Annotated in this window: 16 protein-coding genes; 6 read left to right on the top strand and 10 right to left on the bottom strand. The window is 45.7% G+C overall.

Annotated features, from left to right (window positions below; all coding sequences use genetic code 11):
* Positions 1–6: 6 nt before the first annotated feature.
* The 4 genes from QEP08_RS17835 to QEP08_RS17820 all read left to right on the top strand — a co-directional run bounded on the left by QEP08_RS17835 (position 7) and on the right by QEP08_RS17820 (position 7,126).
* The gene (locus QEP08_RS17835) at positions 7–1,077 is read left to right on the top strand and encodes a FecR family protein (RefSeq protein ID WP_285059987.1); all 1,071 of its coding nucleotides are present in this window, start codon (positions 7–9) and stop codon (positions 1,075–1,077) included.
* Positions 1,078–1,255: 178 nt separating this feature from the next.
* Complete coding sequence (locus tag QEP08_RS17830) at positions 1,256–4,534, top strand: SusC/RagA family TonB-linked outer membrane protein (protein ID WP_285059986.1); 3,279 nt, start codon at positions 1,256–1,258, stop codon at positions 4,532–4,534.
* A gap of 17 nt (positions 4,535–4,551) precedes the next feature.
* Positions 4,552–6,150: a SusD/RagB family nutrient-binding outer membrane lipoprotein gene (locus QEP08_RS17825; RefSeq protein WP_285059985.1), complete on the top strand. Its 1,599-nt coding sequence runs from the start codon at positions 4,552–4,554 to the stop codon at positions 6,148–6,150.
* A gap of 85 nt (positions 6,151–6,235) precedes the next feature.
* The gene (locus QEP08_RS17820; protein ID WP_285059984.1) at positions 6,236–7,126 is read left to right on the top strand and encodes a pirin family protein; all 891 of its coding nucleotides are present in this window, start codon (positions 6,236–6,238) and stop codon (positions 7,124–7,126) included.
* 17 nt (positions 7,127–7,143) lie between these two features.
* Here the strand turns inward: QEP08_RS17820 and QEP08_RS17815 are convergent, their stop codons facing one another.
* The 3 genes from QEP08_RS17815 to QEP08_RS17805 form a co-directional block, all read right to left on the bottom strand.
* On the bottom strand, positions 7,144–8,010 hold the full coding sequence (locus tag QEP08_RS17815) for an alpha/beta fold hydrolase (protein WP_285059983.1): 867 nt from the start codon (positions 8,008–8,010) through the stop codon (positions 7,144–7,146).
* A complete protein-coding gene (locus QEP08_RS17810) occupies positions 8,007–8,894 on the bottom strand; it encodes a sterol desaturase family protein (RefSeq protein WP_285059982.1) in 888 nt (295 codons plus the stop codon). The genes QEP08_RS17815 and QEP08_RS17810 overlap by 4 nt, the downstream gene beginning before the upstream one ends.
* 80 nt (positions 8,895–8,974) lie before the next feature.
* Positions 8,975–10,090 carry a metallophosphoesterase family protein gene (locus QEP08_RS17805; RefSeq protein WP_285059981.1) on the bottom strand — a complete coding sequence of 372 codons (1,116 nt, stop codon included), beginning with the start codon at positions 10,088–10,090 and terminating at the stop codon, positions 8,975–8,977.
* Positions 10,091–10,189: 99 nt separating this feature from the next.
* Here QEP08_RS17805 and QEP08_RS17800 point away from each other — a divergent pair, with 99 nt between their 5' ends.
* A complete protein-coding gene (locus tag QEP08_RS17800; RefSeq protein ID WP_285059980.1) occupies positions 10,190–12,232 on the top strand; it encodes a M13 family metallopeptidase in 2,043 nt (680 codons plus the stop codon).
* An 81-nt stretch (positions 12,233–12,313) separates the two neighbouring features.
* Here the strand turns inward: QEP08_RS17800 and QEP08_RS17795 are convergent, their stop codons facing one another.
* The 4 genes from QEP08_RS17795 to recJ are packed head-to-tail and all read right to left on the bottom strand — an operon-like array spanning position 12,314 to position 16,757.
* Positions 12,314–12,742 carry a CBS domain-containing protein gene (locus QEP08_RS17795; protein ID WP_285059979.1) on the bottom strand — a complete coding sequence of 143 codons (429 nt, stop codon included), beginning with the start codon at positions 12,740–12,742 and terminating at the stop codon, positions 12,314–12,316.
* A 50-nt stretch (positions 12,743–12,792) separates the two neighbouring features.
* Positions 12,793–14,301, bottom strand: a complete 1,509-nt coding sequence (locus tag QEP08_RS17790) for a GH3 auxin-responsive promoter family protein (RefSeq protein ID WP_285059978.1) — start codon at positions 14,299–14,301, stop codon at positions 12,793–12,795.
* 15 nt (positions 14,302–14,316) lie between these two features.
* Positions 14,317–15,051: an LPS export ABC transporter ATP-binding protein gene (lptB, locus tag QEP08_RS17785; protein WP_285059977.1), complete on the bottom strand. Its 735-nt coding sequence runs from the start codon at positions 15,049–15,051 to the stop codon at positions 14,317–14,319.
* The gene (recJ, locus tag QEP08_RS17780) at positions 15,048–16,757 is read right to left on the bottom strand and encodes a single-stranded-DNA-specific exonuclease RecJ (RefSeq protein ID WP_285059976.1); all 1,710 of its coding nucleotides are present in this window, start codon (positions 16,755–16,757) and stop codon (positions 15,048–15,050) included. Before recJ ends, lptB begins: the two co-directional genes overlap by 4 nt.
* 120 nt (positions 16,758–16,877) lie before the next feature.
* On the opposite strand from recJ, the gene QEP08_RS17775 reads away from it, so the two are divergent.
* On the top strand, positions 16,878–17,642 hold the full coding sequence (locus QEP08_RS17775; protein ID WP_285059975.1) for an MBL fold metallo-hydrolase: 765 nt from the start codon (positions 16,878–16,880) through the stop codon (positions 17,640–17,642).
* 18 nt (positions 17,643–17,660) lie between these two features.
* Here QEP08_RS17775 and QEP08_RS17770 read toward each other — a convergent pair whose 3' ends face one another.
* The 3 genes from QEP08_RS17770 to gcvP all read right to left on the bottom strand — a co-directional run bounded on the left by QEP08_RS17770 (position 17,661) and on the right by gcvP (position 21,802).
* Complete coding sequence (locus tag QEP08_RS17770) at positions 17,661–18,062, bottom strand: response regulator (RefSeq protein ID WP_285059974.1); 402 nt, start codon at positions 18,060–18,062, stop codon at positions 17,661–17,663.
* A gap of 154 nt (positions 18,063–18,216) precedes the next feature.
* Positions 18,217–18,810: a YceI family protein gene (locus QEP08_RS17765; RefSeq protein ID WP_285059973.1), complete on the bottom strand. Its 594-nt coding sequence runs from the start codon at positions 18,808–18,810 to the stop codon at positions 18,217–18,219.
* Between the two features lie 115 nt (positions 18,811–18,925).
* Positions 18,926–21,802: an aminomethyl-transferring glycine dehydrogenase gene (gcvP, locus tag QEP08_RS17760; RefSeq protein ID WP_285059972.1), complete on the bottom strand. Its 2,877-nt coding sequence runs from the start codon at positions 21,800–21,802 to the stop codon at positions 18,926–18,928.
* Positions 21,803–21,810: the final 8 nt, after the last annotated feature.

The raw sequence follows: 21,810 nt of genomic DNA, 5'->3' as shown, positions 1-21,810 counted from the left end.
AATATTATGATAGATCGTAGTCTTTTCAACGTCGAAGACTTCCTGGTAGATAACACATTTCAACTGTACTGTGCGGGTACAGACAAGCTTTGCATTGCATATTGGGAAAATTACATTAAACAGCATCCTGAACAGGAACATGTGATCAAAGAGGCGCGGCGTCTTTACACCATATTGAGCGGAAACAAAAAGCCGCTGAACCGGCAACTGGAAGTGCTGAAAGAAAATTTGTCCCTTTCAGAAGAACGGCCCACCATTCCCATTCGTAAAAATTATACCTGGCTGCGTATAGCTGCAGCAGTTATACTGATCGCAGGTGTCGCCATTCTATACAGGAACAGCCGGCAGGCAGCTGTACCAAAGAAAAATTTGATAGCCCGTTTTATTACCGGAGGGGGCGAACGCAAAAAAATTACTTTGCTTGACGGATCTGTAGTTTTGCTCAATTCCAAAAGCTCCCTGACCGTTAACGAAGGTTTTAACGAAAGCAAAAGAGAAGTGAGCTTGGTGGGAGAAGCATTTTTTGATGTAAATCACGATAAAAGCAAACCCTTCCAGGTGCATACCTCTGATTTTGACATCAATGTTCTGGGCACCAGCTTCAATGTAAAAGTATACCCCGGCGAAGCTACATCAGAAGCCGTCCTGATCAAAGGAGTGATCGTGATGGAAGGCAAAGGCAGCAAGGGGAACTCTATAATTATGAAGCCCAGCCAGAAAGTGACCTTTTACAAAAAGGAACTTGCACGACCTGGTATAAAGACTACGGTAAAACCAGCAGACAGTCACCCTCAGATCACCATCAACCAATATACCAAAGTGAACGACAGCACCATTGTGGAAATGGCCTGGACGCGGAACCAGCTGGAGATTCTCGACCAGAGCTTTTGTGACCTGAAGAGTGTGTTGGAAAGATGGTATAATGTCGACATTAAATTCGCTGACAAGGATATTGAAAGATACCGCTTCACGGCTACATTCAACGGAGAAACCATCGAAGAGGTCCTGATCGCATTACAAGACGCAGAACATTTTAAATATGAGATAAAAGGAAAACAGATCACCATATCAAAATAAAAAAGGAACGGTGTTGACGCACCGTCCCTCTAAATTTTTGATCACGCAAATGGCAGTTTTATGCGGAAACAGATTGCTGCCAAATACTTATAGCAACCAAAAAAACAAAAATATGATTAATTATTACTTACCGCAAGCGCGCCTTGATTATAGAGCGCTCTTAAAATTCATTATTTTAATGAAGCTGACCTGTATTATTATCTTTATTACCTGTCTCAATGTCTCGGCAACGGTCTTTTCACAGCAAAAGATCTCATTTGACGTGACAAAGACCAAATTGAGCAAAGTGCTGAAGATCATAGAAGAGCAGAGTGATTATCATTTTGTATACAGTACCTCCAGTGTACCGGTAAACAGGGATGTGACGCTGACCGTAAAAAATACATTAGTTTCAGATGTACTGTCGGCAATCTTTAACAACACCAACCTCAAATATTCCATTTCCGATGGTGGTCTGATCGTGATCAGCCGTCATGCAGATGTGAAAATAAGCGGGACCGTCAAAGATAGTAAAGGCGATCCCCTTCCCGGAGCTACTGTCCGGATAAAAGGCAGTGGCGCGGGGGTGTCTACAGACATCAATGGCCGTTTCACGCTATCGGTACCTGCCAATGCCGTACTTGTGATCTCCTATGCAGGTTTTGACACGAAGGAAGTTCCTGTAGATGGCAAGATCAATCTGGAGGTTATACTTTCCGAGGACACGAAACTCCTGAATGAAGTGGTAGTGACAGCATTGGGTGTTAAGAAAGAACGCCGGGCATTGGGGTACTCAGTGACACAGGTTGCAGGAGAATCATTGACTCAGGCGAGGGAAAATAATGTGGTTAATTCCCTGGTTGGTAAAGTTGCCGGACTGGATGTGAGTTCCACAGCAGGTGGTGCCGGGGCGGCAAGCAGCATATTGATCAGAGGTGTATCCAGTCTGGGGCAAACCAGCCAGCCTTTATATGTGATCAACGGAGTGCCAATGGAGAATACCCCGGTAGGACTTCATAACAACAATCCGAACGGGAACTCGGGCAGCCAGTGGGATAATGCACCTGATCTTGGAGACGCAGTAGGAAATCTCAATCCGGATGACATTGAAAGTATTTCGGTATTGAAAGGTGCAGCTGCCTCCGCACTATATGGCTCCCGGGCAAAAGCGGGTGTCATACTCATCACCACAAAAAGCGGAAAAGGGAACAGTATAGACTTCAACAGCAATTACGTCGTAGAGCAAGTTATGGACCGTACAGACTGGCAATACATCTACGGACAGGGTGCAAACGGTTTAAAGCCTACAGACGGGGCGGCAGCCTCACATGTAGGCGGTTCCAGCTGGGGTGCGAAACTCGATGGCAGCAATGTTGTCCAGTTTGATGGTGTATCCAGACCCTATACTGCGCAAAAGAACAACATAGAAGATTTTTACCGCAATGGAGGCACCTGGACAAATACTGTTGCACTGAATAAATCATTTGAAGGGGGCACCATCCGGTTTTCCGCCAATGACGTCAACAACAACTCCATCGTGCCTAATTCTGGATTAAACCGGCAGTCGTTCAACTTTACAGGGACTTTTGAACCTGTAAAAAGGCTGACGATTGATGCGCGGACCAATTACATCCTTGAGCAGGTCAAAAACAGGCCGATGCTTTCCGACGGTGCGGGAAATGCCAATTATAACGCCATATTCTTGCCAACAAGCATCAACATCAATGACTTGAAACCAGGAAAAGATGCTTCTGGAAATGAACTTCAATACAATAAAGGTAATTCTTATGCTACCAATCCATGGTTTGCAGCAAATGAATTTGTAAACAATACCAAACGGGATAGACAGATCAGTTCATTTAATGCCCGGTATACATTTGATAACGGCCTTTTTCTTCAGGCACGTGCGGGAAGAGACGCTTATACAGATACCTATCAAAATGTTGTTCCATCCGGAACTGCGTATTATGTGAACGGAAAAATCGCTGATCAGAAAACTAAATTTGCCGATATCAATGTTGATGCATTACTCGGTAAAACCTTTAAAGCAACAGAAAACCTGAGCGTCACACCAAATTTGGGTGCAAGTTTCAGGAATACACAAGTAAGCCAAGCCACTACTAACGGGTCGGAATTTGCAGTATTCGGCGTGTACAACGTACTCAATGCAAAAAATAAAGCCATCGACTATTCGGAATCAGAACAAGAGACCCACGCACTTTACGGCACGCTCGAGGTTGCCTTTAAAGATTATTTGTACCTGACTGCAAGCGGCAGGTCAGACTGGTTTTCCACACTGGCTTCCCCTGTGAAAGAAAACAAACTAAGTGTTTTTTACCCATCGGTCAGCGGATCTTTTGTATTTTCAGAGCTCCTGGAACAGGGCGCCCTGAGTTTTGGTAAGATCAGGGCTGGCTATGCAGTGGTAGGACAAGCCACTACACCATACCGGACGGCGCTTACCTATGCTTTCAAAAGTGAAAACCTCAATGGCGTCCCGCTGGGTATTATCAAAAGCAATGCAGTACCCAATGCGAGTCTGAAAGCATCTAAAGCAAGCGAGCTTGAGATCGGGGCAGAGCTCAGGTTCTTTAACGACAGGTTAAACCTGGATGCCACGTGGTACAAGAAGCGTTCAAATGATGAAATATCCACCATCACTACCTCCACCACAACAGGATACAGTGGGGCTGTATTGAATGCGGGAGAAATTGAAAACAAAGGAATAGAGGCATTGATTACAGGCGTAATCCTAAGAAACAAAGATTTTAGCTGGACCTCATCACTGAATGCGACTTACAATGAAAACACCGTACTGACACTCGCAGAAGGACTGAGTTCACAATTACTTGGCACCTCCCGCTCAGGAGTAGGCTTTCTTCAAAACATACCCGGCAAAGCCATCGGCCAGGTCATGGCCTACGACTACCTGTATGACGCCAATGGTAAGATCATGACCGATGCAGTAGGAGCACCACAACGTGGTGACCTCAAGGCCTATGGGTCAGCGATCAACAAATGGTTTGCCGGCTGGAGCAATGAATTTGTCTACAAAGGTGTCAACCTTTCTGTACTTTTAGATGGAAAATGGGGTGGCAAGCTATTTTCTGCCACAGACTATTATGGCTATGTATTTGGTTTGCATCAGGCCACAGTTGAAAACCGGGAAGCTTTAGGGAACAATGCGGCCACATTTTATCTGAATACCGCCAATAACGCATCCAACAGATTTGTTCAGGATGCCAGTTTCATCAAATTCAGACAACTAATGATAGGTTACACCTTCCCTGCGTCGATGTTCAACAATAAAATAAAGAACTTAAATGTTAACCTGGTAGGCCGGAACCTTTTCATCCTGATGAAAAAGACAGATAATATCGATCCTGAATCCAGCTACAATGCCACATTCCCGGGTCTTGAACTCGGTGGTGTGCCTCCTGTAAGAACATTCGGTGTAAACCTAAGTGTTAAGTTTTAATCCTTTAAATCCAGAACATGAAAACGAATCTAATCAACAAATATACCATACTCATGCTGACCGTGATCTTAACGGCCACAAGCTGCACTAAGAACTTTCAGGATATCAATACAGACCCGGTCGCATACGGACCGACAAATTTTGATCCCAATTACACTTTGACCTCGGCCCAACTCAACTATACAGGGAGTATTGACTTTGCCTATGATACCTGGAGAGGAAACCTGATCTATGCTTCCACAATGATGCAAGGCCTGTCCACAGTTGTCAGTTACTGGGCAGGAGACAAATATCTTCTTAATGAAGGCTATACAGCTGCCTATTGGGGCAGCACCGCCGTAGGCGCATATATAGAACAAGTACGTCCGGTAGTCGATGTTGTACAATTTACAAAAGATAATATCAAATACAGCAACGTGCATCAAGTCGCACGGATTTGGAAGGCGCTGATCTTTGCGCGTATCACGGACCTTTACGGAGATGTTCCCTATTCAGAAGCCGGATTGGGATACTACACCAGCAACTTCAATCCCAAATACGATAAACAGCAAGCCATTTATGCTGACCTGCTGAAAGAAGTAGAAGAAGCAACAGCCGCGTTAAACCCGGCAGGGGACAAAGTGACCGGCGATGTCATCTACAAAGGAGATATTGCTAAATGGAAGCGGTTTGGGAACACCCTGCTGTTGCGTCTGGCTATGAGACTGACAAAGGTTGACGAAAATTTGGCCAAAACCTATGTACAGAAAGCCATTGGCAACACCATGAGCGGCAACGAAGACAATGCTTTTATCAAGCATGATATCGCGGGTTCACGGGTCACCCAAAACAGAAACAGTCAGGTACTGCTGGGAGACGGCGGCCAGGAAAACTATTATGTAAAGTGGTCAAAGACTTTTATTGATCTGCTGAAAACCAGCGGAGATCCGAGATTGGGCAAAGTAGCAGTAACCAAGTTGTATCTCGATGAATCCTCAAAGGATCAAAACGCAGCATTTGATGCCAATCCGGCTTCCCAAAAGGGGATGCCAAATGGAAAAGACCTCAGTGGTATTGCAGGAAGGGACGTAAGACAGGACCCGTCCTATACCACTTTCCCCGAATACTCATCTCCCCATCCGGGCATGATAAAAAGAGACGGGCTTACTTTTATCCTGACCTATGCGGAAAGTGAACTGCTGATCGCTGAAGCCGCACAAAGGTGGGCCATAGGAGGTTCCGCCGCCACGCATTATGCAAATGGATTGAAAGCAGCAATTACCTATTTGGGGCAATACGATGCAAGCCTTGCCATATCAGACGCAACCGCAGACCTTTTTGTCACGGCTCACCCATATGTAGCACTTACAGGTCTTCAGCAGATCAATACACAATACTGGCTGCACGCCAATACAATGCTGGATTTCTATGAGACCTGGTCAAACTGGAGGAGAAGCAGTTTCCCTGTACTAACACCAGTAGTTTATCCGGGAAACGCGACAAACGGAACCATTCCGCGCAGGTTTCCGTACCCGGTGGAAGAAGCCGCCAAAAACAACGCCAACTACAAAGCAGCCTCATCAGCCGTACCCGGAGGTGATAACCTTGCAGGCCGGGTCTGGTGGGACAAACAATAATACCCTAAACATATATACCGCCAAAAGCCTTTCAGCATTTGCTGAAGGGCTTTTTTATGTGTAAATTCACATATATTTTATAGATATGTCAAACATCCAGCTCATTATCGAAGAAAGACCCAGCAATATTGGCAATTTTATGGTTGGCAGACTGCTGCCATTTCGTGAAAAAAGAATGGTCGGGCCTTTTGCATTTATAGACCACATGGGGCCGGTTTACATGAGCGACCACGAGAATTTTGACGTTCCCCCGCATCCGCACATTGGCCTTTCCACACTTACCTATCTTTTTGAAGGCGCCATCATGCACAAAGACAGTTTAGGAACAGAAGTAGAGATCAGGCCCGGTCAGGTAAACTGGATGACTGCCGGAAAAGGCATAGTCCATTCGGAAAGGACGCCAGGATACCTGCGGACATCAGATAAGATGATGCATGGTCTGCAGATCTGGGTAGCACTGCCCAAATCGCTGGAACATATGCAGCCGGAATTCTTTCATGTTAATGAAGAGGAGCTGCCTGCCTGGGAACAGGATGGTGTACATTTCAAACTGATCGCAGGGGAGGTGCTGGGACACACATCTCCCGTACCCGTTTACAGCCCGCTTTATCTTTTGGAACTCAAATCCGCCACAAGGCAAACCATCACCATCGGAGCCGGGCTGTTTGGTGAAAGTGCCCTGTATATTTTAGAGGGTGCGATAGAAAGTGAGGAACATACTTTTGGTCCCAAACAACTATTGGTGGCCAAAGACAGTAAGCTGTGCGAGTTCAGCATGCAGGAAAACACAACGGTTTATATTTTTGGCGGCGAAGCCTTCCCTGAGGAGAGGTTCATTTACTGGAACTTTGTGGCCTCATCCCGTGAACGGATTGAAGAAGCCAAAACCGCGTGGCTGGAACAAACATTTGACCCTGTTCCCGGTGAAACAGAATTCGTACAGCTCCCCCCGCAGGGTCCCGGCATAAAACATTAAGCACAAAAAGCTTTAGCCTAATTAAACTCAGCTTTAATAAGCTGACCGATCTCGGCAATAACCCTTGGGTCTACGATAATTTTAGCGTGCGAAGTATCAGCATATTGTGATACAATGATTTCCGGGTGTTCCTGCAGAAAGGTATGGATGTAGTCAGCAGGGGATATGTAATCATTCAGTTCATAAACCAGCAGATGCTTAACCTTGCCGGCAAAGCTATTGTACATGTCATTGAGCAGGAAGCGGTCTGTATTTATTCCGTACAATTTCTCAAAGCTTTTGAAAAACTGCAGCTGAGCCTCTTCGGTTATACCCACGGTAGTCATAGTTGTTCTGAAGTTCTCCGTTAAATTCACCAGGGGGGCTATGCTGATCAGCACCTCAGGATATCGAGTGGACTGGTCAATCACCATTGCATTGGCCATGCCACCAAGCGAGTGACCAATCATGACATGCGGCATTCCAAAAGTTCTTTGCATTTCTTTTACTGCGTCTGCAAACAGAATGAGGTTGCTCAGCTCGCCTTCCGAACTTCCGTTTCCCGGAGCATCAAAAGCCCATACTTCAATGTCCGGGTTCTGCAGCAAAGTATGAATAAGTTCGCTGAAATCAATGGCCTTAGAACCCCAGCCATGTGTTAACAATACTTTTACGGGACCTTTGCCCCACCTGAAAGTATTGAAACTGAGCTCAGACTGACTAAAAAATTCATCATATACTTTTAGCTGACCTTTCACTGCATTGTCCGTTAATTCCTGCTGATGCATACGGCCGGGCATTTTTGGCGAATAACAGATCAGTTTCCAGAGCAATTGCTGCAATTGTTCCGGATCATTGTTGTCCAGCAACTTTATATCTTCAACAATTTGTTTCAGTTTTTTCATCGGGAATTAATGGCTTGCTGCATGACCCTTGCTGTTTGCGTACTGCCATCGTGGCTCCATCCAGGTGGATAAAATATGTATTTCAATTTATCAGCAAAGGTAGGGGCCCGCCGGACATCCCGGTATAATGCAATGAATTCATGGAAGATGATGTTGACCGGGCCTGTATCTTCAGGCTGCTTAGTCAGGCCATACTTGATTTCTTCATCAGCGACCTCCGCCTGGAAAGTGCCAAAAATACGGTCCCACAAGATCAGCACCATTCCCATGTTCTTGTCCAGGTAGCGCAAATTACTGGCATGGTGAACACGGTGGTGAGATGGTGTAACAAAGATATATTCAACAAGCGGATGCAATTTCATGACCAGCCTGGTATGCACCATATTGCCATAGATCTGAGTGATCAGGTAAGCAAAAAGAATATCAATTGCATTAAACCCAATCAATGCAAGCGGGAGATAAAAGAAAACACGGTAAAGCGGCTCAAATACCGTAGACCGGAAGCCTGTAGTGAGGTTGAAATATTCTGAGGAATGGTGGGTCACATGCATTGCCCAGAACAGGCGCACATAGTGCCCTGTATAATGCAGCACCCAATACAAAAAGTCCTGTGCCAGGACCAGTACGATCCAGTAAGCGATGGTATTTGTGATCTGAAACAGCCGGTAGTGCACATAAAAGTATTGGAGCAGCATAAAAGTACCCGTTTTCATGGTCACATTAATCACAAAAGCCACAGCCATTAAGTAAATGTTGGCCAGTGTGTCGCTTTTTTTATAATGTTTTCTGTCGTGCATGTAACTAAAGTACATTTCTACAACGGCGAGTAAGATCACAACACTAAATAATGCTGCTACAGAAATACTTTTGTCTAACTCTGTCATTTCCTTTACTGATTTGCTGCTGCAAAGTTAAGGGCAATCAAGAGTCAGACCTAAATGTAAAGGTCATAAATTTCACATTTTCAGCGACCGGTCAGGTCAATCGTAAAATGGTCAAAAGCCGTCGGCTTTTCTATTTGCCGATCAAAAGGTATGGTATAGTAAGTTCCGTTCAACGTAAAGCTGAACGGGGTTTTTTCGATACTGATCTTTAAAAATCCGTGGCGGTCGTCACAATAGTTTTCCAGCTGAAGACCTTCGAATAACTGGCTCCGGATATCGTAGGCCACATCCAGAGGATCGGCAAGTTGGTGGAGCTCATCAAAACCTCCCGCACCGGCAACTATATAAGGCAGGGACTTGCCGTCCTGATACTGTTTGCTGAACCGCTGATAATTGTGCACATGGCCACTGAAAACTGCGTCAGGTTTAACTCCTGATGCTCTAAAAGCCCCTTCTAAAAATTCAATCATGGGCTTGCTCGATCCGTGATTGACATCAGCTGAATAAGGTGCATGGTGCATGCATACGATCAGGGCTTTATCCGGATGGTTCTCAGCAGCATTTTTCAGCTCCGAGATAAACCAGTTTCTTTGCTCTCTGTTGATGTATCCATATTTCGGAACATTGGTATGCAAGCCTATGATGATGGCGAGAGGCGATTCCATGGTCCAGTAAATATGGGGCTGTACCTGACTTTTCCTATTGCTCCCCTTGCCAAAATAGATGGTTGTCGGACTCGTATTACAAAATGCAGCGCTAAATGCTTCCAGGCTTTCATAAGGCTCCTCGCAGTCCGGGTTTACATCAGTATCGTGATTTCCCGCAATGGCATAGATGGGGGCCGGATAGCATTCAAAAGGCGCCAGGAACTGATCCGCATAGCCCGCTGCTTCACCAAAATGGTAGACAATATCTCCAAGGTGATACAGGAAAGCCGGCTGATCTTCTTTTTGATCAGCACCATAATATTGTCCGGCCATTTGCTTCGCTGTTCTTTCCTGCTGTTCAGAAGATGTAGTCCCGCCGGTATCTCCTGTCATGTGGAATACCATTTTACTCTTTAGACTGTCCTCGTGAGCCAGTTGCAGACGGTAAGGAAAGCTGCCGGCAGGTGCAGGAGGAACCTGGTATTTATGAAGGTCATCAACCAGTTCTGTTTTCAAAACAGCATTATAGCCAATCTTGGTGCTGATCATAATTTTAAGGTTTGGTGAGCACCATAAAATTAGGTCCCCAATATTAACCCAGGATTAAAAATGAATTATTAAATTTGAGTAACACAAAACATTATATTCATGACAAAAACTAAGAGAATGACGGTGCTGCCCGTACTCGCAGCAGCATTGCTGGTTGCAGGTGCCTGCAACAACCCGCAAAGCAGCGATGAACTGCAGTCGGGTATTTTACTCAAAAATATGGATACCACGGCCATCCCCGGCAATGACTTTACACAATATGTGAACGGCACCTGGATGAAAAATACCAAGATCCCCGCAGATAAATCTTCTTATGGTGTGGGCGCTATGGTCAATGACAAAGCACAGGAAGACGTAAAGGCACTGATCGAGAACGCCGCTAAAGGCAGCCCGGAAACCGGCTCTGAAGAGCAAAAGATCGGTGACTATTACGAATCCTACATGAATATTAAAGTCCGCGACTCCATAGGTCTGCTGCCGCTTCATGACGAATTTAAAAAAGTAGATGCCATTGCCTCGGCAAAAGACCTGGCCGCTTATTTTGCATATGCCGGCAAACTGGGCAACCTGGCACCTTTTGGTATAGGTGTACTCGAAGATTTTAAAGATCCTAAAAAATATATGCTGTACAGCTGGCAGGGCGGTTTAGGCCTGCCCGACCGGGAATACTATTTTCTGAAAGATGCGAAATCAGCTGCGATAAGAGCAAAGTATGCAGCCCACGTAGAACACATGCTCAGCATAGCCGGTATTGAGGATGCCAAAGCCAAAGCAGCGCAGATCATGGCGCTTGAAACCTCACTTGCTTCCAAACATATGAAAAAAGAAGAAACCAGGAATATGGCCGGACTGTACAACAAATATGCGGTCAAAAATCTGAATACTTTGCTGCCGGATTTCGATTGGAAGACTTTGCTGGCCGAGGCAGGCGCGGACAAAGAAGACAGCCTTGTCGTTTGCCAGGTGGCTTATACCAAAGACCTTAATGCCATTTTAAAAAATACACCGCTTGATGTCTGGAAGACCTATCTCAAATGGGGAGTAGTCCACGGCGCGGCAACCACTTTAACCTCAGCTCTGGACAAAGAAAACTTCGATTTTTACGCAAAGACATTATACGGTGTTGTCGAGCAGCGGCCTCAGTGGCGCAGGGCAGTTGATGTGGTCAACGGCGCATTGGGAGAAATGGTAGGTAAACTTTACGTAGAAAAACATTTTCCGCCTGCGGCGAAAGAACGTATGCTGAAACTGGTGGGCAACCTGCTGAAAGCATACGAGTCAAGCATCAAAGAACTGGACTGGATGAGTCCGGAGACCAAGAAACAGGCACTGATCAAAATCACCAAATTCACCCCTAAAATAGGTTATCCGGATAAATGGAGAGATTACGGCGCGCTTAAGATCATAAAGCACGACCTTTACGGAAATAACAAGCGTGCCACTGATTTCGAGTACAAACGCAATATCAGCAAACTGGGCAAACCGGTAGACCGTTCTGAATGGGGAATGACCCCGCAAACAGTCAATGCCTATTACAACCCTACAATGAACGAGATTGTATTTCCTGCAGCCATCTTACAGCCGCCCTTCTTCAATATGGAAGCCGAAGATGCCGTAAACTACGGAGGTATCGGAGCGGTAATTGGCCATGAGATTGGTCACGGCTTTGACGATCAGGGCAGTACTTTTGACGGCGACGGCGTAATGCGCAACTGGTGGACCGCCAAAGACCAGAGCGAATTCAAAAAAAGGACCAATGCTTTGATCGCACAGTATAGCAGCTTTAAAGTATTTCCGGATCTGAATGTAAACGGCGATTTTACCCTTGGTGAGAACATTGGCGACCTGGGTGGTCTTAGTATCGCCTTAAAGGCTTACAAGGCCAGCTTAAATGGTAAACCCGCCCCGGTAATGGACGGATTTACAGGCGAACAGCGCGTGTTTATAGGCTGGGGGCAAGTATGGCTGAACAAAGCCAGGGAAGAAGCCCTAAGGAACCAGGTCGGAACAGACCCGCATTCCCCTGCAAAATTCAGGGTGAATGGTGTAGTTAGAAATATTCCTGAATTCTATACCGCATTTAATGTAAAAGCAACAGACACCCTTTATTTAGCTCCTGATAAAAGAGTAAAGATCTGGTAGTGCAGGGCACGAAGCAATCTCATCATGGGATTGCTTCGTACTTCGCAATGACGATATGGTATCTTAAAAAAATGAATTTGCCTAACTGCTGATATAACTTTCCAGCTGAGATATCGTCTGTTTCTGGTCGGCGATGATAAATTTCACTACATCACCGATAGACACCATGCCCAGCAGCTGACCTCCATCCGCAACCGGGAGATGTCTGATGTGCTTTTCGGTCATGATTTCCATACACATATCTATACTGTCTGTAGGTTTGACCGTGATTGGATCAGCAGTCATGACTTCTTTCACCGGAGTGTCCGCCGAAGACTTGCCATGAAGTATGATCTTGCGGGCATAATCCCTTTCCGTAAAAATACCAAGAAGCTTTTGTTCCTCAAGGATCAGCAGAGCGCTAATGTTCTTTTCCATCATTAAATGGAGTGCTTCCAGTACAGAAGAACCTTCTGTAACAGAAAAAACCTGCAAAGGCTTGACATTAAGTATTTGTTGTACGGTTTTCATAAGCAATTAAGAATTAGCTAATTGAAATATAACTAAAAAAAATCAAATTGCTATAAATACGGTAAAATTTCTTCCACATACCTCCGGTCATTGGACAAACGCGGAACTTTATGCTGTCCACCAAGTTTTCCCTTGGACTTTAGCCAGTTGTAAAAGGTATCGGGCGGGGCATTGTGTACTTTTGGCCGTCTCAGTGCCATATCCTTAAAACGTTTCGCATCATAGTCAGAATTTACCTCCCTGAGCGTCTGGTCCAGTATATCCACAAAACGTTCAAAATCATTGGGCTGCTGGTCAAATTCAATGATCCATTCATGTCCGCCCGCCTCCTGGCCTTTAAAATAAATAGGACAGGCCGTATAGTCCTTAAATACCGCTGCAGTAGCATCGCAAGCCTTGCAGATGGCCTGTTCCGCATTGTCTATAATGACTTCTTCACCAAAAGCATTGATGAAATGTTTCGTTCTTCCCGTAATGCGGATGCGGTAAGGAGAGAGGCTGGTGAACTGAACAGTATCCCCGATCATATACCGCCACAATCCGCCATTGGTACTGATGATGATCGCATAGTTCTTGTGCAGCTCCACCTGTTCAAGCGATAAAGTATCCGGATTTTCCCTGTCAATATGCTCCATCGGCAGAAATTCGTAGTAAATTCCATAATCAAGCATCAGCAGCATTTCGTCCGAATCCACCTCGTCCTGTATACCAAAGAAGCCTTCTGAAGCATTATAAGTCTCCAGGTAATACATGTCATTACCGGGGATCAGCTCTTTGAACTGTTCCCTGTAGGGTTTAAAATTTACCGCGCCATGGATATAAAGCTCGAGGTTAGGCCAGACCTCCAGCAGATTCTTCTTCCCCGTTATTTCCAGAACTTTTTTTGCAAGTACGATGGTCCAGGTAGGAACCCCTGCGATATTGGTCACATTTTCCCTGATGGTAGCCTCGGCCATTTTTTCCATCTTCTCTTCGTAATTGTCCATCAGGGCAATCGAAATGTTCGGTGTTCTGTAATACTCCGCCCACATTGGGAGGTTTTTGATCAGCACCGCAGACAAGTCACCGCAAAAGGAATCCTCATTGAGCTGATTGATCTGGTGACTGCCACCTAGTACCAGCCCTTTTCCGGTAAATATTTCATTGTCCGGTCTGTTGTTACAGAATATGGACAGCATATCCTTACCGCCCTTAAAGTGGCATTCCTGCAGGGATTCTTCAGATACCGGTATAAATTTACTCCGGTCGCTGGTCGTGCCCGATGATTTGGCAAACCACTTGATCTCAGAAGACCAGAGGATATTTTGCTCACCTTTGAGCATGCGCTCAATATAGGGTTTTAGCGTATCGTAATTTTGTAAAGGGACCCGTTCCTTAAACTGCTTCGGTGTTTCTATGGTCCTGTAGTCATATTTTTCTCCCCATTCAGTGTCCTCCGCACTGGAGATCAATTTTTGAAACCATTCCTCCTGCACATCATGCGGGTATTTTATAAAAAGCTCGATCTGATGAACGCGCTTTTTCATATACCAGGTAAAGATTGAATTTACGATAGCCATGCTGGATGATATTGGTTATAGATTTTTACTGCGAAGCACAAAGTTGGCGCCGAGATATACCCTTCTTACCATTTCATTGGCGGCAAGTACCTCCGGAGTACCCGATTCCAGGATCTTCCCCTCAAACAGCAGGTAGGCCCGGTCAGTAATGGAAAGCGTTTCCTGGACATTATGATCCGTAATCAGGATCCCGATGTTCTTTTGCTTTAGTTTGGCCACAATGGTCTGGATCTCCTCTACCGCAATGGGGTCTACCCCTGCAAAAGGTTCATCCAGCAGGATGAAGTTAGGGCTCGCTGCCAGTGCCCTGGCAATCTCTGTTCTTCTGCGCTCACCGCCTGAAAGCAGATCTCCCCGGTTTTTTCGTACTTTATGCAGGCTAAACTCGGTAATCAGTTCTTCCAGCTTTTCATGACGCTCTTCTTTGCCCATATTGGTCATTTCCAGGATTGCCATGATATTGTCTTCGACCGAAAGCTTCCTGAATACTGAAGCCTCCTGTGCCAGGTAGCCAATGCCCTTTTGCGCACGACGGTACATCGGGTCGGTAGTGATGTCCTCATCCTCCAGAAAGATCCTGCCCTCATTGGGTTTGATCAGTCCTACAATCATATAGAATGAAGTCGTCTTTCCCGCACCGTTAGGCCCAAGCAGTCCCACGATCTCACCCTGGCTGACACTAAAGGACACGTCATTCACAACGGTACGCTGCTTGTATTTTTTAATGAGGTTCTCGGCTCTTAAGATCATCCGGTTATATTGGTTTTAATGGCTTTAATATTTAGTTGCAGACTCCGTTTGTCTTTCCATACATTTTCTTCCACTGTATAACAAACGGAAAAAGGCGCGTTTGGTTGTAAAAGACTTTCGTATTCCGCGAGTCCAAATCCAATAGCCTCAAAAATAATGGAATTTTGTTGTTTTAACATCAATTTTAAATGTTTTATACCAACAACCTGCGGTTTAGCTGCAACGAATACATTGTCCGTTACAAACACCGGTGCAAGATTATGCGGGCCGAAAGGAGCCATTTGTGCAATGATACGCTGAAATTTTGGGGTAATCTGACTGAACTCGATTGCGGCATCTATCCCAAGCTCCGGTCTCAGTAACTCCTCAGTAATTGTTGCGGCCACGATATTTTCAAATCTTTCAGAGAAAAGCTCCATGTTTTCCGGCTTCAGCGTCAGTCCGGCTGCAAACTTGTGGCCGCCAAACTGAACCAGCAGGTCCTGGCACGCCAGCAGGGCTTCATAAAGGTCAAAACCTGCAACAGATCTTGCTGACCCCGTAAGCAGGCCGTTTGACGCAGTGAGCACCACCGTCGGCCGGTAATATTTCTCGATCAGCCTCGAAGCCACTATGCCTATCACCCCTTTGTTCCAGCTTTCATGATAGACTACAGTTGTTTTTTTTCCCATGAGGATTTCACATTCCCCGATCAGTGCAAGCGCCTCAGCAGTCATGTTCTGATCAGAAGTTTTTCGCTCCGTATTTTGCAGGTTGATGAATGAACTTTGCTCCCTGGCCATCAGGTCTTCATCGCAGATCAGCATTTTTACCGCCTGACTGGCATGGTCCATTCTTCCTGCCGCATTGATCCTCGGGGCCAGGACAAATACCACATCTGTAAGGGTGTAATCCTTGTTCTTTCCTGAGGTTTCCATCAAAGCTTTCAGCCCTGTGCAAGGCTTTTTGTTGAGTTTGACCAGTCCGTGATGTGCCAGTATCCGGTTCTCTCCCTCAACAGGCACAATGTCAGCAGCTATGCTTACCATGACCAGATCGAGATATTGTTCGTATTTTTCTGATGGCAGGTCATGTTTTTGACAATAGGCCTGGGCCAGTTTAAACCCTATGCCGCAGCCGGCCAGTTCTTTAAATGGATAATTGCAGTCCGCCCTTTTCGGATCCAGTACTGCTGCGGCATCAGGCAGTACATCGCCCGGCAGGTGATGGTCACAGATGATGAAATCAACACCCAGTGTATTGGCGTAAGCAACCTTCTCCACTGATTTGATCCCGCAATCCAGTGCAATGATCAGCTTAAAGCCATTTGCAGCAGCATAATCTATTCCCTCAACGGAAATGCCGTAACCTTCTTTATGCCGGTCGGGGATATAGTATTCAATGGATTTAGTAAACCCGCTGAAAAAACTATAGGTCAGTGCGACAGAAGTAGTACCATCTACATCATAATCACCGTAAACCAATATTTTTTCACTATTCTGCAATGCCGCATCAATTCTTGAAACCGCCTTATCCATGTCTTTCATTAAGAAAGGATCATGCAAATGCGCCATTTGCGGCCTGAAAAAATCACGTGCCTTATCAAAGTTATCTATGCCGCGCTGCACTAAAATTTCAGCCAGGCTCTGGTCTATAGTCAACTGTTGTGCAAGCAAATCTGCGCTTTCCTGATTGCCCTTTGCGGCCTGCACCCATCTTTTTTCCATTCAGATTCTCGTTCGTTTTTATGCCCTCTTCACAAGTGATAAGTTCATTAAGGTTCCTTATCTTTGCAATGATATCGTAAATATATCATAAATTCTTTTTTTCCAATTAATATTAAGGCATTGCAAGTTTTCCCATTATTTGAAGGTTCTTATTCGGTAGCAGCAGACAAAAAATTTATTCCTTTTGATCCCAAAAAGGACAATCCCAAAGACCGGCCGGCCTCATTGTTTATCCACATCCAGCCTTTTTTGGTCCAGTTGAAAGATAGCCTGATCTTGCTGGATACCGGTTTAGGTTACAGCAACGAAGCAGGCCACCTGATCCTGCATGAAAACATCAGAAAGGCCGGCTTTAACCCCGACGATGTAGAGCTTGTCCTGATGTCCCATTTACATTTCGACCATTCCGGAGGCATGATCCATCAAAAGGATGGCAGTATGGAACTGAGTTTTCCCCATGCCACTTATGTGATCCAGCAGGGCGAGTGGGAGAGTGCGTTTACCAGTCCCTCTTCTTCCTACAAAACCGGGATTTTTGATTTTTTACAGCGCAATGCCCAACTCAGGTTTATAGAGGGGTCAGGACAGCTAAGAGACGGGATCAGTTACGAGCTAACAGGTGCCCACACGCCTTATCACCAGGTGTTTCTGCTCGACGACGGTACAGACAAAGTATTCTTCGGTGGCGATGTTCTTCCCGAGCCGGAGGAATTGCTGCGCAGATTTATTGCCAAGTATGACTTTGATGGCCGTAAAGCCATGGAACTGCGGGAAGAATTTGGAATAAAAGCTGCATCTGAAAACTGGAACTGCCTGTTTTATCACGCAAAATCAAAAGCTACCGGCTTCATAACCTATGACGATGGCCAGTTTAAGATCAGCTGATCAGCAGCGGAAAAACCATTAGGGAGTAATCAGCCTCAAAAGTTCAGTTAAGCGTTCAATAGAAAGCGGTTTGGAAATGAAGCCATTTATGGTTTTATAAGATTTGGCTTTTTCAATATCGTTTTCGTAAACTGAGGACGATACCATATACATATGCGTCTGTTCCGGCATGTTCAGCTTTTCATAGGCTTCCAAAAACTCCCAGCCGTTTAATAAGGGCATATTGATGTCTACCAGAATAAGCTGCGGAAAAGGTTCCTTATTCCCGACCAGTGCCGTCAGGTAATCAAGCGCGAGCTGCCCGTTATTTTTAGAGACCATATTGACAGCATACCCGGTTTTCTCAACAATCTTTTTGATGATGAAAACATTAATTTCATCATCGTCAATAACCAGCATGTTAATCTTTATGTCTGTCATATATGCTAACAATAGCTAAGGGTAATAACTAATGTATACAATAAATATAATGTTTAAACATTTAAGTTGTAAGATACACAAAAAAAAGTTCCTAATCTTTTCAAGATCAGGAACTATAAATCAGGTAACATTTTTGTTATGTGCTACATTGACGCTATTTCGTTGCTACCAGCTTAATCGCCAGTTCAAAATCATCATAGATCATTTTATCACCGACATCAGGAAACACGCCTTTCGATCTGAACTTGATGCCGTATTTGGTTCTGTCTACAACTATTTTTGTTGCCGTTGCAGTTACAGACCCATCGGCATTCCAGGTAACAGCCGCAGGAAAGGAAATGGCGTTGGTGATGCCTTTAATGGTCAGATCCCCGGTTACATTTACCGTATTGTCTGTTCCGCGGCTGATTTTTTTGATCACGAAGGAAGAAGTGGCAAACTTATCCACACCAAAAAAGTCATCAGCCTTTAGGTGGCCTTCAAGTTTAGCGTTTCCTTCCGCATCTTTGATCGTAGCCATATTGATGGCAAAATTACCACCCGCCAGTTTTTTACCATCAAACAGGAGCGTTCCCGACTGAAGGGCAATGGTACCGTTATGACCACCGGTCAGTTTTTTACCCACCCAGGTCAGGGATGATTTTGCAGGATCTACCTTGTAAGACGTTGCCTTGAACGCCGGCGCGATAAAAGCCGAGGATACTGCTGCAATAAGAAGCAGCGCAAATGATGTGATTTTCAATTTCATAATACAGTATGCTAGATTTTAATGGCCGGGTTCATTCCCCGGCCTGTTATATTTTATGACACCAAATCTAACAATTGGTTTAGTAATTTAAATTGATGTAGGATAAGAATTGCCTTTAAGCGTAACTTTCCTCATAGCTTTCTATTGGCGGACATGCACAGACCAGCGACCTGTCCCCAAACGAATCGTTCACCCTGCCTACAGACGGCCAGAATTTATAGGCAGCCACATACGGAAGCGGGAAAGCCGCAGTTTGCCTGCTATAACCATGGTTCCAGTCATCACCGGTCACAACAGTAGCTGTATGCGGTGCATTTTTCAGCGGATTATCTATTTTGTCCAGCTCACCTTTTTCCACTGCAGTGATCTCATTCCTGATCGCGATCAGTGCGTCACAGAAACGGTCCAGCTCATGTTTGGGCTCGCTCTCTGTAGGCTCCACCATCAGTGTTCCGGCGACAGGGAAGGATACCGTAGGCGCGTGGAAACCGTAATCCATTAGTCTTTTCGCAATATCTACCACCTCAATCCCGAAGTTTTTGAAGCTCCTGCAATCCAGGATCATTTCATGAGCACAACGGCCCTGAGCTCCGGAATATAAAACAGGGTAATGCGCTTCCAGACGCGCCTTCATGTAATTCGCGTTCAGAATTGCATATTTGGTCGCATTGGTCAGGCCTTCCCCACCCATCATCGCGATGTAAGCATGCGAGATGATCAGAATAGAAGCTGATCCCCATGGAGCAGAAGATACCGCGTGAATTGATTTTTCGTTATTAATGTCGACAACCGCATGGCCCGGCAGGTAAGGGACCAAATGCCTGGCCACACCAATAGGACCCATGCCGGGACCGCCGCCGCCGTGCGGGATACAGAAAGTTTTATGCAGGTTCAGGTGGCATACGTCAGCACCAATATTGGCCGGACTGGTCAGGCCAACCTGTGCATTCATGTTTGCACCGTCCATATACACCTGTCCGCCGTTCTCGTGGATGATGTTGCAAATGTCAATAATGCTTTCTTCAAATACACCATGCGTAGAAGGGTAGGTCACCATCAGGCAGGAAAGATCAGCTGCATGTTCCTCAGCTTTCGCCTTCAGGTCATCCACATCAATATTTCCGTTCTCCAGAGATTTGACCACTACGATCTTCATGCCGGCCATAGCGGCCGAAGCAGGATTGGTACCATGCGCAGATGAAGGGATCAAAGCAATGTTGCGGTGATGGTCGCCGCGGTCCTGGTGATAGGCCCTGATGACCATCAGTCCAGCATACTCACCCTGAGCACCCGCATTTGGCTGTAAGCTCATGGCTGCAAAGCCTGTGATCTCACTCAGCCATTTATCCAGTTCATTGAATACCGTATAATAACCGGTTACCTGATCTGCAGGGGCAAAAGGATGGATCTTTCCAAACTCAGGCCAGGTCACAGGAATCATTTCCGTCGTTGCGTTCAGCTTCATGGTACAAGAACCCAAAGCGATCATCGAGTGGCACAGTGACAGGTCTTTTGCTTCCAGCGATTTGATGTAGCGCAGCATTTCATGCTCAGAATGGTGGGCATTAAATACCGGATGGCTCAAATATGCCGAAGTACGCAGCAGGGCGGAAGGTATTACAGTAGTGATGTCCTGATCGGCCAGTTCCACCGCATCAGCAGCTATCGCTTTTACTTTTGCGAAGATCTTAACCAGTAATTTCACATCTTCCGCAGAAGTGGTCTCATCCAAAGCGATGGTCACCACGCTGCCTTTATAATTTAAATTGATCTCATTGTTCAGGCACTCGCTGTGTATCGCGTTGACAAGATCACCGAGATCCAGCTGAATGGTGTCAAAAAAAGCATCAGCAGATAGCTTATAACCTATTTTCTCCAGAGAACGCGCCAGCGTAATGGCCAGGCCATGTGTACGCTCCGCGATCAGTTTCAGACCCCGAGGTCCATGATACACTGCATAGAAACCGGCCATAATCGCCAGTAAAGCCTGTGCAGTACAAATATTTGAAGTCGCTTTGTCCCTGCGGATGTGCTGTTCCCGGGTCTGCAGCGCCATGCGCAATGCATAGTTGTTATTGCTGTCAATGGTCACACCGATAATCCTGCCGGGGATAGAACGTTTGTACTCATCTTTGGTTGCAAAGAAAGCCGCGTGAGGACCGCCAAAACCCATCGGCACACCAAAGCGCTGTGTAGTTCCCACCACTACGTCTGCTCCCCATTCGCCCGGAGGCGTTAGCAGGGTTAAGCTCAGCAGGTCAGCCACTACCGTTACTTTTACATTTTTTTCATGTGCTTTTTGTGCAAAATCAGTATAGTCAAATACTTCACCGTTTCCGGCCGGGTACTGAATGATCGCACCAAAAAATTCTTCATTAAGTGCCACCGAACGGTGATCTCCGATGACCAGTTCAATACCGTATGGATTTGCACGGGTCTTCAGGATATCAATCGTCTGCGGAAACAGCAGTTCCGATACAAAAAACTTATCGCCCCCGGCATTTTTACGCAAGCTGTATTGCATGAACATAGCCTCCGCCGCAGCAGTACCCTCATCCAGCAATGAAGCATTTGCAATCTCCATACCGGTCAGATCGATCACCATGGTCTGGAAATTCAGCAGCGCCTGCAAACGGCCCTGTGCAATTTCTGCCTGGTAAGGCGTATACTGGGTATACCATCCAGGGTTTTCCATCACATTACGCAAGATCACACCTGGCGTAATGGTATCATAATAACCCTGGCCCAAATAAGATTTAAAGACTTTATTCAAAGAAGCCGTCTGCTTTAAACTGCTCAGGTAATCCGTTTCTGATTTTGCCTCAGGCAGGTTCAAAGGCTGTTTCAGCCTGATCTTTTGCGGAACAGTCTGTTCGATCAGTTCGTCAAGGGAACCGAGGCCCAGCGTGTTAAGCATCTCATTGGTATCCTTGTCATTGGGTGCAATGTGGCGGTCTTTAAAGTCTTCTTGGTAATGAATGTTCAAGCTCATGAAAATCT

This window comes from Pedobacter ginsengisoli (assembly GCF_030244015.1).
In the GTDB taxonomy this organism is placed as follows: domain Bacteria; phylum Bacteroidota; class Bacteroidia; order Sphingobacteriales; family Sphingobacteriaceae; genus Pedobacter; species Pedobacter ginsengisoli.
This window is presented reverse-complemented; position numbering and strand designations above follow the sequence as displayed.